15 protein-coding genes are annotated in these 16,766 nt (G+C 64.0%); 10 read left to right on the forward strand and 5 right to left on the reverse strand.

Annotation, left to right across the window (positions count from 1 at the left end; all coding sequences use genetic code 11):
- Positions 1-15: 15 nt before the first annotated feature.
- Both IVB54_RS23430 and IVB54_RS23435 read right to left on the reverse strand, forming a co-directional pair.
- A complete protein-coding gene (locus tag IVB54_RS23430) occupies positions 16-912 on the reverse strand; it encodes a UPF0280 family protein (protein WP_018459320.1) in 897 nt (298 codons plus the stop codon).
- Entirely contained in the window at positions 909-2,366 is a 1,458-nt protein-coding gene (locus IVB54_RS23435; protein WP_018459321.1) for a hypothetical protein, read from the reverse strand. Before IVB54_RS23435 ends, IVB54_RS23430 begins: the two co-directional genes overlap by 4 nt.
- 281 nt (positions 2,367-2,647) lie before the next feature.
- Between IVB54_RS23435 and IVB54_RS23440 the strand changes: the two genes are divergently transcribed.
- Entirely contained in the window at positions 2,648-3,130 is a 483-nt protein-coding gene (locus IVB54_RS23440; RefSeq protein WP_018459322.1) for a (2Fe-2S)-binding protein, read from the forward strand.
- The gene (locus tag IVB54_RS23445) at positions 3,130-6,660 is read left to right on the forward strand and encodes a molybdopterin cofactor-binding domain-containing protein (RefSeq protein WP_247363279.1); all 3,531 of its coding nucleotides are present in this window, start codon (positions 3,130-3,132) and stop codon (positions 6,658-6,660) included. Before IVB54_RS23440 ends, IVB54_RS23445 begins: the two co-directional genes overlap by 1 nt.
- Here the strand turns inward: IVB54_RS23445 and IVB54_RS23450 are convergent.
- Complete coding sequence (locus tag IVB54_RS23450; RefSeq protein WP_018459324.1) at positions 6,657-7,625, reverse strand: catechol 2,3-dioxygenase; 969 nt, start codon at positions 7,623-7,625, stop codon at positions 6,657-6,659. The two genes, IVB54_RS23445 and IVB54_RS23450, sit on opposite strands and share 4 nt — an antisense overlap.
- A gap of 430 nt (positions 7,626-8,055) precedes the next feature.
- On the opposite strand from IVB54_RS23450, the gene IVB54_RS23455 reads away from it, so the two are divergent.
- The 3 genes from IVB54_RS23455 to IVB54_RS23465 all read left to right on the forward strand — a co-directional run bounded on the left by IVB54_RS23455 (position 8,056) and on the right by IVB54_RS23465 (position 11,617).
- On the forward strand, positions 8,056-9,795 hold the full coding sequence (locus IVB54_RS23455) for an ATP-binding protein (RefSeq protein ID WP_026233778.1): 1,740 nt from the start codon (positions 8,056-8,058) through the stop codon (positions 9,793-9,795).
- 103 nt (positions 9,796-9,898) lie between these two features.
- Positions 9,899-10,477, forward strand: a complete 579-nt coding sequence (locus IVB54_RS23460) for a peroxidase-related enzyme (RefSeq protein ID WP_026233779.1) — start codon at positions 9,899-9,901, stop codon at positions 10,475-10,477.
- A gap of 198 nt (positions 10,478-10,675) precedes the next feature.
- Positions 10,676-11,617, forward strand: a complete 942-nt coding sequence (locus IVB54_RS23465; RefSeq protein WP_018459327.1) for a hypothetical protein — start codon at positions 10,676-10,678, stop codon at positions 11,615-11,617.
- A 17-nt stretch (positions 11,618-11,634) separates the two neighbouring features.
- On the opposite strand, the gene IVB54_RS23470 is transcribed toward IVB54_RS23465, so the two are convergent.
- Together IVB54_RS23470 and IVB54_RS23475 are read right to left on the reverse strand one after the other, a co-directional pair.
- A complete protein-coding gene (locus IVB54_RS23470; protein WP_018459328.1) occupies positions 11,635-11,778 on the reverse strand; it encodes a hypothetical protein in 144 nt (47 codons plus the stop codon).
- Between the two features lie 150 nt (positions 11,779-11,928).
- Entirely contained in the window at positions 11,929-12,552 is a 624-nt protein-coding gene (locus IVB54_RS23475) for a ParB-like protein (protein ID WP_018459329.1), read from the reverse strand.
- A 271-nt stretch (positions 12,553-12,823) separates the two neighbouring features.
- Here IVB54_RS23475 and IVB54_RS23480 point away from each other — a divergent pair, with 271 nt between their 5' ends.
- The 5 genes from IVB54_RS23480 to IVB54_RS23500 all read left to right on the forward strand — a co-directional run bounded on the left by IVB54_RS23480 (position 12,824) and on the right by IVB54_RS23500 (position 16,762).
- Complete coding sequence (locus IVB54_RS23480) at positions 12,824-13,165, forward strand: hypothetical protein (protein ID WP_018459330.1); 342 nt, start codon at positions 12,824-12,826, stop codon at positions 13,163-13,165.
- Positions 13,166-13,414: 249 nt separating this feature from the next.
- On the forward strand, positions 13,415-13,702 hold the full coding sequence (locus IVB54_RS23485; RefSeq protein WP_007592476.1) for an acyl carrier protein: 288 nt from the start codon (positions 13,415-13,417) through the stop codon (positions 13,700-13,702).
- Between the two features lie 10 nt (positions 13,703-13,712).
- Positions 13,713-14,183, forward strand: a complete 471-nt coding sequence (locus IVB54_RS23490; RefSeq protein ID WP_018459331.1) for a 3-hydroxyacyl-ACP dehydratase FabZ family protein — start codon at positions 13,713-13,715, stop codon at positions 14,181-14,183.
- Positions 14,180-15,385 (forward strand): beta-ketoacyl-ACP synthase, encoded by a 1,206-nt coding sequence (locus tag IVB54_RS23495; protein WP_018459332.1) that lies wholly within the window; start codon positions 14,180-14,182, stop codon positions 15,383-15,385. The genes IVB54_RS23490 and IVB54_RS23495 overlap by 4 nt, the downstream gene beginning before the upstream one ends.
- Before the next feature lie 99 nt (positions 15,386-15,484).
- Complete coding sequence (locus tag IVB54_RS23500; RefSeq protein WP_018459333.1) at positions 15,485-16,762, forward strand: beta-ketoacyl-ACP synthase; 1,278 nt, start codon at positions 15,485-15,487, stop codon at positions 16,760-16,762.
- Positions 16,763-16,766 lie beyond the last annotated feature (4 nt).

A 16,766-nucleotide genomic window follows, 5' to 3' on the forward strand; every position in this document is an offset into this window, starting at 1 on the left:
AAACCGCTTCCCAGTTCAGGCATGGACCGCGTTCTCTTGTACAAGCGGGCGCGATCGTTGCCGTTCAATATCCTTGGTCCCGATGACAATCATATCACCACAAAGCTGCAACACGGCACCCTCGATCAATCCGCGATCGAATAATTGCCGTGCACATTCCGCGCCAGATTCGAGCGCGGTGGTGATCTCGTTCTGCGACAATCCACCAACGTTGCGGGTCACGAGCCGCGCGCCAAGATCGCTGTCGGGCTGAAGTTCGTTCGCAGGTTTTCGGATGATGGCGGGATGCCCCGGCAGATCGACGGCGTTCGCAACGATCGTCGCGGCCGCGTCGGCTTGCGACGCCGTTCCGGCCAGCACGGTCACCGCATCGGCAATCCCGAGGGAAAAGCTGCGGCCGTGCCGTCCGCTGGTCGCAATGCCACGCACGGGATCATCGGCGTCCACCCTGATTGTCCGCATCACGCCGTCGCGATCGGGCCGGTCCATCAGGCCGACCGAAAAATGCTCGCCCTCGCCGAGATGCAGGGCAATGTCTCCGCCATTGTTGACATAGGCCCGATCGAGCGCCGCAGCGTTCAGCATTGCGCCCAACACCTCCTCCGCCACGCTGCCGGCCACAGCGGCCATCGGCGTGATGAAGCCATCACCGGCATAGGGCGCCACCGCGGCGTGCATGCGATGCGCCACAACGCCTCTCAACGAGGTCCGCTCCTCGACAACGGTCCGCAGTTCCGGCAGTTCCGCGCAGAGCTCGTCGAGAAGCCCGGTGAACCGTTCGGCCGCAGCCTTATAGGCCTCGCGCACTGCGTCGGCCGCCCCCCTCGCCTCGACGATCAGGTCAATCGGTCCATCCTGCAAATGCAGCCGCCGGCCGTCAGACAGCAACGCGATTTGCGGGAGCCTTGTCATGCCCGGGGGCCCGGGATCGGGTTCTGCCAGGGCAATTGGCGGACATCGTCGCCGCCCTGAACTTCGGCGAGCGGCTTCACATAATCCATGTGCCCGCCGAGCGCCGCATAGTCCGACAGCTTCATCGTGAATTCGATCGGCGCCACCAGCGCGGGCGTCGGCACGTAACCGAATGCCCCCGCCGGCATCTGCGTCACGTCGACCATGTAGGTGATGCCGCCGCCCGGCCAGACATAGACCGGCGCGCCGCCACTGGTGACGCGCGTCAGCGCCTCCTTCACCGAGCGCGTCAGCCGCACCGGATTGTCGGTCACGCCCGCCCGCAAGGAACCACCGGCGCCCGCCATGAACAGCACCGTGCACAGCGCCGGCTCGCAATTCTCCTGAATGCGCTCGACCGAAAACTTGAGGTCATCCGGCATCTCGGTCTCGACCGGCTTCAAGGCTTCGTCGAGCACGTAATAGGACGAATGCTCGCCCGTCGTGGAGACCATCAGCATCGAGAGGCCAGGCCTGGCCTCCTTCGCGTCGAACGGTCCCAGGATTGCGAGCGGATCGGAGATATTGGTGCCGCCCCAACCCGTGCCGGGATCGGCGACCTGGAAATAGCGGCCGGGCGTCGAGCGGCGCCCCTTCATCTTGATGCCGGTATCGGCGATGTCGAGCAGCTTGCCGGCCTGATGCTCCGAGAGCACGCCGGTGATATGGTCGTCGACCACGACAACCTCGTCGACCTTGCCGTGCCATTGTTTGGCGAACATGCCGATCGTCGCCGAGCCGCAGCCGACGCGCATGCGCTCTTCTTTCATGCCGTTGACGATCGGCGCCTGGCCGGCCTGCACCACCACGCTCGCCCCGCCGTCGATGGTGAGCTCGACCGCCTTGCAATTTGCGAGGTCCATCAGCGTGTCACAGGTGACGCGGCCTTCCTTCTTGGAGCCGCCGGTCAGATGGTGCACACCGCCGAGCGACAGCATCTGCGAACCGTATTCGCTGGTGGTGACATGACCGACCGCCTCGCCTTGTGCACGAACGGTCGCCGTCTCCGGCCCGAGATAGCGGTCGGTGTCGATCTTCACCTTGATGCCGCAATAGGAGAAGATGCCCTCGGTGACAACAGTCACCATGTCGACGCCATCGACCTCCGCCGAGACGATGAACGGCGCCGGCTTGTAGTCGGGATAGGTGGTCCCCGCGCCGATCGCCGTTACAAAGGTGGAAGGCTCGTGGACGATCTTGCCGTCCCAATCTTCGGTGCGGCTGAACGGAACGAGCTTGCCGCCATGCGACACGGTGCGCTCCAGGATCACATGCGGATCGACGCGGACGAGCTTGCCTTCGTGATTGGCATAGCGGTCGCAGGCGCCCGCCGCGCCCGGCTTGATGTAGCACATCACCGGACACGCATCGCAGCGGATCTTGTCGATGGCGGCGCTCGTAGGTTCAGTCACCATGTCAAAGCCAGCCGACAGTGCAGTTATCATTTGTACACGAACGATGTTGCGCGCCCTCCCGATGACTGTCAAGCGGCGGTGCGGCGCAAAACATACGCCTGCCGCATAAAACCTCATTTGCCTATCCGCCCTGTCCACAAAGAAGGCACTCGCGCTGCACTGCGGCATGTCCGGCTTGCACGTTTGTGTACAAACGGTATCGTCGCAACGTAGATTTTGCGCGGACTTGGAATTCGCGAAGCCTTGGCCGCGGCGCTCAACGACTCGACTTGGGAACGAGGATGACGCAGACACCGATCCGCATCACCGTGAACGGCAGAATCCACGAGATCACTGCGGCGCGAGACACGCCGCTGCTCTACGTGCTGCGCAACGATCTCGCGCTCAACGGTCCGAAATACGGATGCGGCCTCGGTGAATGCGGCACCTGCACTGTCCTGATCGATGGCGCGGCGGCGCGCTCCTGCGTCATTCCGATCAGTGGCTGCGCCGGCCGCGACATCGTGACGCTCGAAGGGCTCGGTACCCGCGACAATCCGGATGTGGTGCAGCAGGCCTTCATCGACGAGCAGGCGGCGCAATGCGGCTATTGCCTCAACGGCATGATCCTGACGACCAAGGCGCTGCTTGCGATCAACCCGCGGCCCACCGAACAGGAAGCGCTGGCGGCGCTGCGCTACAATCTCTGTCGCTGCGGAACGCATATCGAAATCCTGCGCGCCGTGATGCGTGCGTCTGGCCAGCTTGCCGAGGCCGGTGATTGATGGCCTCCCCGCATCCGAACGGAGCTGAGCTGCAATCCGGCTCGCTCGTCGTCGTCCGCACGGTGGACGAGTGCACATCCGAGACCTTCGTCCGCATCACCGCGGACGGTTCGGTCACAGCCTACAATGGTCATGTCGATCTCGGCACCGGCATCCGCACGGCGCTTGGCCAGATCGTGGCTGAAGAGCTCGACGTCTCCTTTGCCCGCCTCGTCGTGGTGCTCGGCGACACCGCAACGGTGCCGAACCAGGGCGCCACGATCGCAAGCGAGACCATTCAGATCACTGCCGTTCCCCTGCGCAAAGCCGCCGCGCAGGCGCGTCACTTCCTGATCGCACGTGCGGCCGAGCACCTGGAGCTGCCGGCAGCCGATCTCAGGATCGAAGACGGCCTCGTGCGCGGGCACGACAATCGCAGCGTCAGCTATGGCGAGTTGATCGGCGGAGAGACCATTCGTCTCGAGCTTGCCGACGACGTCGCCGTCAAGCCGGTCGGCGATTACGCCATTGTCGGCCAATCGATGCCACGCGTCGACCTGCCCGCCAAGGCCACGGGCGAGCTGACCTTCGTGCACGACATCCGTGTGCCGGGCATGCTGCACGGCCGCGTGGTGCGCCCGCCCTATGCCGGCGTCGACGCCGGCCCGTTCGTCGGCACCAGCCTGATTTCGGTCGATGAATCCTCGGTGCGCGACATTCCCGGCATCATGGCCGTCGTACGCATCGGCGATTTCGTCGGAATCGTCGCGGAGCGCGAGGAGAACGCGATCCGTGCGGCCGAGCAGCTTGCAGTGAGCTGGCGACCGACGCCGGATCTGACCGATCTCGCCGACGTCGAGACCGCGCTGCGCGCCAATCCATCGACGCCGCGCACGCTGATCGACAAGGGCGACGTCGATGCTGCCATTGCCGGTGCGGCCAAGCCGATGCGGCGCACTTACGTCTGGCCATATCAGATGCATGCCTCGATCGGCCCGTCCTGCGCGGTCGCCGACTTCCAGGACGGCAACATCCGTGTCTGGTCGGGCACGCAGAACCCGCACGTGCTGCGCGCAGACCTGTCACTGCTGATCGAGCGTCCCGAGAGCGAGATCGAGGTCATCAGGTTGGAGGCCGCCGGATGCTACGGCCGCAACTGCGCCGACGATGTCACCGCGGACGCTTTGTTGCTCTCGCGCGCGGTCGGCCGGCCCGTGCGCGTACAGCTGACGCGCGAGCAGGAACACGCCTGGGAGCCCAAAGGCGCCGCGCAGCTCATCGACGTCAATGGCGGCCTGGATGCGGCGGGCGACGTCGCTGCCTACGATCTCGCTACGCGCTATCCGTCGAATGCCGCGCCGACGTTGGCGCTGTTGCTGACGGGACGGATATCGCCGAGGCCGGACGTCCTCCAGATGGGCGACCGCACCGCGATCCCGCCTTACGATTACGGCCACATGCGCGTCGTAGCCCACGACATGGCGCCGATCGTGCGCGCGTCCTGGTTTCGCGGCGTCTCGGCCCTGCCCAACACCTTTGCGCATGAATCCTATATCGACGAGGCCGCAACCGAGGCCGGCGTCGATCCGATCGAATATCGCCTGCGTTACCTGAAGGACCAGCGCGCGGTCGATCTCGTCCATGCGGTCGCCGAGCGGGCGGGCTGGACGCCGCGGCCGGTGCGCGAAGAGAAAGACGGCGAGATCGTGCATGGGCGCGGCTTTGCCTATGCGCTCTACGTCCACAGCAAATTCCCCGGCTATGGCGCGGCTTGGTCGGCCTGGGTCACCGACGTTGCCGTGAACAAGTCGACCGGCGAGGTCAGCGTGACGCGCGTGGTTGCTGGGCAGGACTCCGGATTGATGATCAACCCGGACGGCGTGCGCCACCAGATCCATGGCAACGTCATCCAGTCAACCAGCCGCGCACTGATGGAGGAGGTCTCGTTCGAGCGCGGCGCAGTCGCGGCGCGGGAATGGGGCGCCTATCCGATCATCCCCTTCCCTGACGTGCCCAAGATCGACGTGTTGTTGCTGCCGCGGCCGGACCAGCCGCCGCTCGGCGTCGGCGAATCCGCCTCGGTCCCGAGTGCGGCTGCGATTGCGAACGCGATCTTCGATGCCACCGGCGTGCGATTTCGCGAGCCGCCGTTCACGCCCGAGCGCATCCTGAATGGATTGCACAGCGGCGGGCCGGCCACGCCGCAGGCGCTGCCCGCTCGCGCTGCGCCACAACCATCCCGTATCTGGGAGAATCCATTCGCCAAACGCGCCGGCATCTTCGCGACGGTCGCGGCCGTCTGCACCGCGGCGATTGGCATCGGTGCGGCTGTTTTGCCCAGCCGCGCCATCGCACCGATCGCGCGGCCAGACCCATCGGTCTATTCCGCAGCGACGATCGCGCGCGGGCAACAACTGGCCGCACTCGGCAATTGCGCGGAGTGCCACACCATGATCGGCGGTGCGCTCAACGCCGGTGGCCGCGCGCTGGAGACGCCGTTCGGCACGATCTACGCGACCAACATCACGCCCGACGTCGAGACCGGCATCGGCGCCTGGTCCTATCCCGCATTCGAGCGCGCGATGCGCGACGGGCTGCATCGCGACGGACGGCAACTCTATCCCGCCTTCCCCTACACGCACTTTTCGAAGACTGGCGATGCCGACATGCAGGCGCTTTATGCCTATCTGATGGCACAGCCTGCGGTGCGCGCGACGCAGCCGGCGAATACGCTCGCCTTCCCGTTCAATCTCCGCCCGCTACTTGCCGGATGGAATGCGCTGTTCCATCAGACGCGCGAGTTCAAACCTGATCCTGCCAAGTCCGAAGTCTGGAATCGCGGCGCTTATCTGGTCGAGGGCCTCGGCCATTGCAGCGCCTGCCATTCGCCGCGCAACGCGCTCGGCGCCGAGCAGCGCGGCGCCTATCTCGCCGGCGGCTTTGCCGAGGGCTGGGAGGCGCCGCCGCTGACCTCACTCTCGCACGCGCCGATCCCATGGAGCGAGGACGAGCTGTTCGCCTATTTGCGCACGGGCCACTCGCGGTATCATGGCGTCGCCGCCGGACCGATGGCGCCTGTTGTCAGGGATCTCACAGCCTTGCCCGATCAGGACATCCGCGCCATGGCCGTCTATCTCAACTCGTTCTATGACACCGCGACCGACGCGAAAGCGCAGGATGCGATCGCTCTGAAGCTAGAAGCTTCAACGCAAGTCACGACGGCGTCCTCCACCGGCGCACGGCTCTATCAGGGCGCCTGCGCCGTCTGCCACGAAGTCGGCGGCCTGGCGCTGTTCGGCAGCCGCCCCTCGCTCGCGCTCAACAGCAATCTGCACAGCGCCACATCGGACAATCTCGTGCAAATCATCCTGCACGGCATCGCCGAGCCGGTGTCGAGCGATCTCGGCTACATGCCGGCCTTCAAGAACAGCATGAGCGATGCGCAGGTGGAGGAACTGGTCACATTCCTGCGCAAGCAGTTCGCACCAGACAGGCCGGCATGGACCGGCGTGCGTGAGACGGTCACGTGCCTCCGGACCTCAGCACATTAAGCGTGCTTCTTCACGTCCACCGGCGGCGTGCCGTGCGTATGGAAGGACTCGATCGTCTTCAGGCCCCACGCCTGCCCCTTCTTGCGTTCCTCTTCCGTCCATACGATCGGCTTCCAGTCGGGCGCGAGGATGAGGCGCGCGCCGGCATTGGCGACTTCGACGCGATTGCCGCCGGGCTCGTAGACGTAGAGAAAAAAGGTCTGCTGGATCGCGTGCTTGTGCGGGCCGGTCTCGATGTGGATGCCGTTCTCCAGGAAGATGTCGGCGGCGCGCAGGATCTCCTCGCGGCTGTCGAGCGCGTAGGTGACGTGATGGAAGCGGCCGGGCGTGCCGGAATGGTCGAGCGAATAGGCAAAATCGTAGCTCTTGTTCGACATCGTCAGCCACATCGCCGCTTCGCGGCCGTCGTTCAGCACGATCTGCTCGGTGAGCCGGCAGCCGAGATAGTTCTCGAAGAACTCGCGGTTGGCCTTGATGTCCACGGCGAGGCAATTGAGGTGGTCGAGGCGGCGGACATTGACGCCGCGCGCGGGAAAGCGCTGTGCCTGGTTCTTCAGGGCGGGCTTCAGCTCGGGCGGCGCCTGATACCATTCGGTCTCGTAATAGAGCTCGACGATGTGTCCATCGGGATCGCGGCAGCGGAAGGTCGGCCCCTGCCCCATGTCGCCGTCGATCCAGCCGATGTCGAAGCCGGACCCCTTCAGCGCCGCGACGCGGCGCTCCAGCGCCTGCTGGCTGCGCGCACGCAACGCCATGTGCTCCATGCCTGACGTCTTCGACGCCGTCAGTTTGAGCGAATAGCGCTCATAATCGTCCCAGCCGCGCAAATAGACCGACTCGCCCTTTTGTCCGCTGACGGTCATGCCCATCACGTCGACGAAGAATTTCAGGCTCTCGTCCGGCTTCGGCGTCAGCAGCTCCATGTGGCCGAGATGAGCGAGATCGAAGATCGGTTCGGGCTGCATGGGTCTCCTCCAAGACGTGGCTTGCGATCCGCTGGACCGGTCCCGCGATCCGGCGCAGGCTGTAATGCGCTCACGAGCCGGTGGGCGGCAGCGAGGCCGCCGGTTTATTTGTACTAATGTACAAATGATTAGGTCTCGTCAACAAATTCAGCGTCGGCGCTGCGAATGACGGGCCGTTCGGGACGACGAGCCGTCCCCAGAAAGGGGGACCGACTGCCCGAATGGTAAAATCTTCCTTAAACCTCCCGGGGCCCCGGCCGGCAAAAAGCAGCATTCCCACCGTTTCTGCCCACAAGTATGTATGGGAACAAACCTCGCACCCGAATTGTCGCGGATTTAACGAAGCGCCGGCGCCTGCCGCTTAACCGTTTGTCCAGCGACGGCCGTGCATAGTCCGGGCAACCCGTTGCTCTTGCCAGGTTCATTCATTGTGACATCATTTGGACGCGTGATTTCGGTTCGCGGATCGCTCGCCCGGGTCGGGCTGCTGGCTGAAAGCCGGATGCCGGTCTCGGAAGTTCGGGCCACCGTCGGCCGCTTCGTCAGTATCCGCTGCGCCAGCTCGGTCATCGTCGCCATGATCACCGAGGTGTCCTGCGAGAACCTCTCGAGCAACGACAATCTGATCGCCATCGCCTCGGTCGACCTGCTGGGCGAAATCCTCAACGCGACCGGCAAGGCTAAATTCCAGCGCGGCGTCACCAACTATCCGACCATCGGCGATTCGGTCGACCTGATCACGAGCCAGGAGCTGCGCACGATCTACGCGCCCACCGGTTCCGACCAGATCAATGTCGGCTTCCTTCAGCAGGACAGCTCCGTCGTCGCCTATGTCGACATCGAGGAAATGCTCTCCAAGCACTTTGCAGTGCTGGGATCGACCGGCGTCGGCAAATCGACCGGTGTGTCGCTGTTGCTCAACGAGATCCTCAAGGCACGCCCGAACCTGCGCATCTTCCTGCTCGATGTGCACAACGAATATGGCCGCTGCTTCGGCGACCGCGCGCTGGTGCTCAACCCGCGCAATCTGAAACTGCCATTCTGGCTGTTCAATTTCGAGGAAATCGTCGACGTGCTGTTCGGCGGCCGCGCCGGCGTGCCCGAGGAGCTCGACGTCCTCGCCGAGGTCATTCCGCTCGCCAAGGGCGTCTATACCCAGTACCAGAACGCCGACCGCATCGGCTTGAAGCGCATCGATCCCAAGCAGATCGGCTACACCGTCGATACGCCGGTGCCTTATCGCCTGGTTGATCTGATGTCGCTGATCGACGAGCGCATGGGCAAGCTCGAGAACCGCTCCTCGCGCATCATCTATCACAAGCTGATCTCCCGCATCGAGGCGGTCCGCAACGACCCGCGCTACGCCTTCATGTTCGACAACGCCAATGTCGGCGGTGACACCATGGCCGAGGTGATCAGTCACCTGTTCCGCCTGCCGGCCAACGGCAAACCGATGACGGTGATGCAGCTCGCCGGCTTCCCGGCCGAGGTCATCGATTCCGTCGTCTCGGTGCTCTGCCGCATGGCCTTCGACTTCGGCTTGTGGAGCGACGGCGTTTCGCCGATGCTGTTCGTCTGTGAGGAGGCTCACCGCTACGCCTCGGCCGATCGCAATGTCGGCTTCGGGCCGACCCGCAAGGCGGTGTCGCGCATCGCCAAGGAAGGCCGCAAATACGGCGTCTATCTCGGCCTCATCACCCAGCGTCCGGCCGAGCTCGACGCCACCATCATCTCCCAGTGCAACACGCTGTTCACGATGCGCCTTGCCAACGAGCGCGACCAGGCGCTGCTGCGCGCCGCGGTGTCGGATGCGGCCGCGAACCTGCTTTCGTTCGTGCCCTCGCTCGGCACCCGAGAAGTGCTGGCATTCGGCGAAGGTGTCGCGCTGCCGACGCGGCTGCGCTTCAAGGAGGTGCCGCCGCATCAATTGCCGCGCGGCGAAGCCACGATCAGCAGCGTGCCCTCCGTCACCTCCGGTCACGACATGCATTTCGTCGGCGCCGTGCTCGAGCGCTGGCGCGGTGCCACCTCGCAGCGCGACGTGCCGAACGATCCGGTGTTCTCGGCGCCGCCCGCGAAGACGCTCTCCAGCATCGAAACTCCGATGCTGCAACCGTCGATGGGGTTGGATCCGGACCGCTTCTCGCTGCTGAAGAAGCCGCTGCGGTAAAGCGACGCTCGTTTTCCAGCGCCGGCATTGCGAGCCTGGCGTCACGTTGAGCATGGCACCCGCATCGACTATGGTTGCCGGCCCCAAGCCGGAATCCATGCCCATGACAAAGCCTGTGCAACGCTTCGCCGCTCCCGCCCTCGATGCGCTCCCTGACGACATCCGCACGCGTCTCCTCGCCGTCCAGGAGAAGAGCGGCTTCGTGCCGAACGTGTTCTTGACGCTGGCCTACCGCCCGGACGAGTTCCGCGCCTTCTTCGCCTACCACGACGCACTGATGGAGAAGGACGGCGGCCTCAGCAAAGCCGAACGCGAGATGATCGTGGTCGCGACCTCGGCAGCCAATCAGTGCCAGTATTGCGTGATCGCGCATGGCGCGATCCTGCGTATCCGTGCCAAGAACCCGCTGATCGCCGACCAGATCGCCACGAACTACCGCAAGGCCGACATCACGCCGCGGCAGAAGGCGATGCTCGACTTCGCGATGAAGGTCTCGGCCGATGCGCAGCGGATTTCCGAGGACGATTTCACCGCGCTCGCGCCGCATGGCTTCAGCGACGACGACATCTGGGACATCGCCGCAATCTCCGCCTTCTTCGCACTGTCGAACCGGCTGGCGAATTTCACCGGCATGCGGCCGAACGACGAATTCTATCTGATGGGACGGTTGCCGAAGAAATGACCGACCGCCGCGAGGGCGGAAGGAACGCATCGCCACAATGCAGCGGATGAGTTCCCGCTTGACGGGAACTCTGTGTTTTCGCAATCGCACACGTTTAATTAAGAATCTCACCCTAAACTAGCACAAACGCCTTGGCACAACTTGCGCAGTTTCCGTCCCCGGAGACGCGGATGAGTCGTGCCTGTTGGGGGGCTTCTCATGAACGTGCGGGCATTTGTTATCGCGACCTGTATTGGCACGACATTCTTCGCTGCCGGATACGCATGGAACTATCAGCCGGAGATCATCAACGCGAACGAGATATGGAGCATGTACGAATCGGAGCACGGCAAGGCGCGGGCTGCCGTCTTACGCGTCCTCGTTGCGCCGAATTCAGCTCACTTCAACGGCCTGCGAACGATCGATGCAGACCAGGCAAGATACGTATGCGGCTCCGTAAAAGCGATGGACAAGGAGAGGCAGTATGTCGAGGCCGCGTTCGTTTACACCGTCTCGATCGATTTTGCCCGTATCGACGACGACGGCCGGATGACGTCGCAGCGCTCTGCTTACAAGCCCTGCCCAGGCGCGGCCGACGACAAAATTGCCGACCAGAACACGCTGATATCGCCAGGCGCGCTGTCGATGATCAAGACCATCGAAAAAGTCATCCCCAAGTCGAGCGGCGGAACGATGGAACAACAGCTTGGCCAGCTGGCCGGACAGACAGCGGCGGTGGCGCCAGGTTCGGCGGTCCCGCGGAGATCAGCCGGCTCATCGGGTTCGCCAGCCTCAGCAGGGGCAGGATGGGCGCCAGCAGCACAGCATTCAGGTTCGGGCGTGGAGGCGCGACAAGCAGATGAACTGACGTGGCGTGTCGATCAGCCGCCGGCTGCATGGCCAAGTTTCCCCTCGGACCATCCGCTGGCGAAATCGGCGCAGAAGCGGACGAGCGCCGAGGCCCTGGCTTTCGCAACAGATATCGAGGCTCGCTGGGAGAAGGCCAAATCATCTGGCGTTCCGGCCAAGCGTCCTTCGCCTGAGGAGATCAAGGAAGCATGCCGCGCGCTACTTACGATTGATCCCGCGGACAAGGATTATCCGCGGGCCTGGGCCGCCTTTGTGCGGTTGCGCAAAATCGATCGCGACGCTGCTGGTTGAACTGGCGTGAACCTGTCCTAGCGCTGCGCCATCAACTCGAGCGCCGGGGCAAAGCCCTCGGAAAAAGTCAACGTCTTGGCATGGTGAACTGCGGCAAACGACGCCGAGATCCCGGCTGAAGCGACCACGAGCAGGGCAACGGCGAAAACCAGACGGCGCATTTCGGCCTCCTGTGTGAGCTCGACAATTCCAACAGATGGCACGGCTTTGTTTCAGCACTGCTTCGCGCGGACGGGAGATGGTTTCACTCAAGAGGCTGTGATCAGATCCGGTTTGCGAAGCCGCATGCCTTGCTGCTGCGAGCGTTGCGCCTAATCATCCTCCGCTGGCCCACACCAGCCGGGCAGATAGATCGCATCCTTGCTCTTGGCTGAGGACATCGCCTTCTCGAGCGCCTTGTCGAAATTGGCATCCACAGTCTTGCGCGACAGCTTTCGACGCAGATAGTCGGCCCACAGGAATTCGGAGAAGGGCGTGGTGTCCTTGGCGAAGCCGCCCATGCGGCGCAGTTCGCCGGCAAGGCTCCGGAAAGGATCGTCCTTGAGGTCGACGACGGATTTGGGCAAATCGCGGAACGGTCGCCGTTCGCCCTTGGCGTCGTAGGGGTAAACCCAGCGCTTGTTGTCCATCACGCCCCAGAACGCTTCGCGCTCAACCATCCTGAGGTCGCCGACAATGGTGACCAGCACCTCCTTGACGCCCTCGTCGTGCAGCGCGCGACCGAGATGATGATGGTCGATCACGTAATAGCGCTCGTCGGGGCCGTGCACGACGGGGATCATATGCTTGCCGAGCAGATCGGCCTGCTTCTTCTTGTCGTGCTCGCGCCAGCGCTTGCGCTTCTCCTTGACCTCGCGCATCCCGACCGTCATCTGCGTCGGCCGCAGCGACAGGATCGACACCGGATGCACTCTCGGTTCGCGCGTATTGGTCATGGTCGAAAGGCCCCTAACATGGTTGCAGCTGCGTGGTCAGGTTCCCTGGACTATGTCATGGGCACCGCGCCGGCAAATGCATTCGGCTCGGTGGATATTATTGCATCGCACCCTCTGCAGGCCCGGAACGACCACGGTTCCACGGTCCTTCGTTCGCAGTCCTGCAGGATAGTGCGAACGCGCAATGCACGTGCGCGTTGAGAAAATTGTCTGCAACGCGTTCACTACGTGTGCTATCTAAAAATCGCTGCTTCGGAGTGATCCCTGCACCATGACAACCCAGCGGCCCATAAGCTCGGATGACGAGCACCGGGTGCTCCAGTTCAGGCCGCGCACCTCGCCTTCCCCGACGGCCCACCGCGGCAACGCTAGCGTGCAGCAATTGCGCGTCGCGCCCGAGCGGCTCGACCTGTCGCGCTACGAGGAGCCCCGCACCGAACCGGACGATTTCCGCCATCGCATGCTCGCCAATATCGCGGCGCTGGCCTTCACCATCGCACTGACCGCGATCGGGATCTGGCTCGCGGTGAGCATCGCCGACCTGCGCCGGACCCAGGATTGCGTGCTGATGGGCCGCCGCGACTGCGTCAAGATCACGACGCCGCACATCTAGGCAGGACATCTGGTAAGCAAGACGTCTGGTAGGCCCGCTGGCGCTCCTTCGGCCGAAACGGCTCAGCCGGGGCGTCCCCAGCCCGGTCCCCACACCCGTCCGGCTCCATTGAACTCAGGGCGGCGCTCCGATATACGGGCTTTCGACCCGGCCAGAGGGGGGTTGAGGGCGTCATCGGGGCGCGATGCCCACCCATCGTTCCACTCTGGAAAATCTGACAAACATCTGCAATATATCAAAGGCTTAGTGATGTCCTCCACATTCGATCAGGTCGCTACGATCATCGCTGAAACCTGCGACATCCCGCGCGACACGATCACGCCGGATAGCCATGCCATCGATGACCTCGGCATCGACAGCCTCGATTTCCTGGACATCGCGTTCGCGATCGACAAGCAGTTCGGTATCAAGCTGCCGCTGGAAAAGTGGACTCAGGAGGTTAACGACGGCAAAGCGACCACCGAGCAGTATTTCGTGCTGAAAAACCTGTGCGCCCGCATCGACGAACTGGTTGCGGCCAAGGGCGCGAGCGCCTAAGCGCGCGGTCATGCAACTCGAATACTTCCACATGATAGATCGCGTCGTCGACCTCAACGTCGACGCGAAGACGATTGTTGTCGAGGCTCAGGTCCCGATGGAGAGCACCATCTTCGAAGGGCACTTCCCGGGCTATCCCCTGATGCCCGGCGTGCTCCTGATCGAATCGATGGCGCAGGCCTCGGGCTGGCTTCAGCTTGGCGTGCTCAAATTCGAGCGTATGCCGATCCTGGCTGCCGTCAAGGAGGCCAAGGTCCGCGGCTCGGTCTTCCCCGGCGATCTCATGAGCATCGAGGCGAGCCTGGCCCATCAGGGCTCAGGCTACGCCGTGACCAAAGCCAAGATCAAGGTCGGCGGCAAGCTGCGCGCGAATTCGACGCTGACCTTCACGCAGATTCCCTTTCCCCATGCGGATATGCGCGCCCACATGGACGCGGTCGCCAAACGCGTCGGCTTTCCGCAACAGGCCGTATTGCCATGACCGAGACTGCTTCGAAGCCTGCCCAGACGGAAGTCTGGATCACCGGCATTGGCCTGGCCACCTCGCTCGGCGAGGGCCTGGACGCCAACTGGGCCGCGCTTCAGGAGAAGCGCATCAATGTCGACGAGAAGGGCTTTGCACCCTACATTGTGCACCCCCTGATGCCTGTCACCTTCGACAGCCAGATCCCCAAGAAGGGCGACCAGCGCCAGATGGAAGCCTGGCAGCGCATCGGCACCTATGCGGCCGGGCTTGCGCTCGACTCCGCCGGGATCAAGGGCAACAAGGACATCCTGTCGAAGATCGACATGGTGGTCGCCGCCGGCGGCGGTGAACGCGATCTCAACGTCGACACCGGCGTGCTCACGGCCGAGGCCAAGGGCGCCAACGCGCCCGGCTTCCTCAATGAGCGGCTGATGAGCGATCTCAGGCCGACGCTGTTCCTGGCCCAGCTCTCCAACCTGCTCGCCGGCAACATCGCCATCGTGCACGGCATTGGCGGCACCTCGCGCACCTTCATGGGTGAAGAGGTTGCCGGCGCCGATGCCGCCCGCATTGCATTGTCGCGCATCGCCTCCGGCGAGAGCGACATCGCGCTGATCGGCGGCTCGCACAATGGCGAGCGCAAGGACCTGATGGTCCTCTACGAATTCGGCGACTTCAATCTGAAGGACAAGTTCGCCCCCGTGTGGGCGCGCAAGGACCACGCCGGCTTCGCGCTCGGCTCGGCTGGCGCGTTCCTGGTGCTGGAATCGAAGGCCCATGCGGAAGCGCGCGGCGCAAAACCATTCGCAAAGCTGTCGAGCGTCGTTGCCGACCTTGCCCGTCGTAAGACCCCCGGCGACATGGCCGCGACGCTGGAGAAGCTTTGGGCAAAGTTGCCGAAGCGCGACGGCAAGGGCGCGATCATATCCGGCGCGACCGGCGCGGAGCCTGCGACATCAGAAGAGCGCGCCTTCCTGAAGGGCCACGCCGAGTTCCCGGTGCGCTCGACCGGCACGATGTTCGGCCACACCATGGAGACGCAATTCCCGCTCGGCATCGCGCTCGCCGCGCTGTCGATCTCTCGCGGCGCGCTGTTTCCGCCGAACGATTCCACGGGCACCGAGATTGAAATGCAGGGAGCGCCCACCCAGATTGTGGTGGTGGGGGCCGGACACTGGCGCGGCGAAGGCATGGCGCTGGTCGAGGCAGTAAGCTAAAGCGCGTTACGCTTTGGCAGGTTATTGTTTGGGTATGATCTTCTCGGAAAACCGCGTCACGCTTTTTCGGATCATGCTCCAGCTCAAGCGGGGATCGACATGACTGCACCACGCGACAAACTCGGGCGTCCCGTCGTCGTCGTCACCGGCATGGGCATCATGACCTCGCTCGGCAACGGCAAGACCGACAATTGGGCGAAGCTCGTCGCCGGCGAATCCGGCATCCGCACCATCACGCGCTTTCCGGTCGACGGCCTCAAAACCACGATGGCCGGCACGGTGGATTTCGTCAGCGTCGATCCGTTCTCCTCCACCGGCCTGTCCGAACGGATGGCCGAACTGGTGACGCAGGAAGCGCTGGACCAGGCCGGGATCGGCACCAAGGCGGATTTCCCGGGTCCTCTCTTTCTTGCGGTCGCACCGGTCGAAGTCGAATGGCCGCAGCGCCGCGAACTCGGCCGCGCCGTCGGCAAACCCGACTTCAATTACGACGATCTGCTGCGCATCTCCGGTGGCGGCAAGTACAGCGCCTATCACCACCGCTTCATGTTCGGTTCGGTCGCGGCCTACCTCGCCGAGACCTTCGGCACCAAGGGCTCGCCGATCTCGTTGTCGACGGCCTGCGCTTCGGGCGCGACCTCGATTCAGCTCGGCGTCGAGGCGATCCGCCGCGGCGAGACCGATGCCGCGCTGTGCGTGGCGACCGACGGCACCGTGAATCCGGAGGCGCTGGTGCGCTTCTCGCTGCTCTCGGCGCTTTCGACCCAGAACGACCCGCCGCAGGCGGCCTCCCGTCCCTTCTCCAAGAACCGCGACGGTTTTGTCATGGCCGAAGGCGCCGGTGCGCTGGTGCTCGAAAGCTATGAAGCCGCCACCGCGCGCGGCGCAAAAATACTCGGCGTAATCGCCGGCTGCGGCGAGCTCACCGATTCCTTCCATCGCACCCGCTCCTCGCCCGACGGCAAGCCGATCATCGGCTGCATGAACAAGACGCTGGCCGATGCCGGCATGACGCCGGATCAGATCGACCACATCAACGCGCACGGCACCGCGACGCCCGAGAACGACAAGATGGAGTACAATACGACATCGGCCGTGTTCGGCGAGCTCGTCTCGAAGATTCCGGTCACCTCCAACAAGTCGATGGTCGGCCACACCATCTCGGCCGCGGGCGCGGTCGAGGCGATCTTCTCGCTGCTGACGCTGGAGCATCAGCGTATCCCGCCGACGATCAACTACGACAATCCGGATCCCACGATCCTGTTCGACGTCGTCGGCAACAAGGCACGCGATGCCCGCGTCACCGCGGTGATGTCGAACTCGTTCGGCTTCGGCGGCCAGAACGCCTCGCTGATCCTGACCCGCGAACCGGCCTGACCGG

The organism is Bradyrhizobium sp. CW1 (assembly GCF_023100665.1).
Classification (GTDB): Bacteria; Pseudomonadota; Alphaproteobacteria; order Rhizobiales; family Xanthobacteraceae; genus Bradyrhizobium; species Bradyrhizobium canariense_D.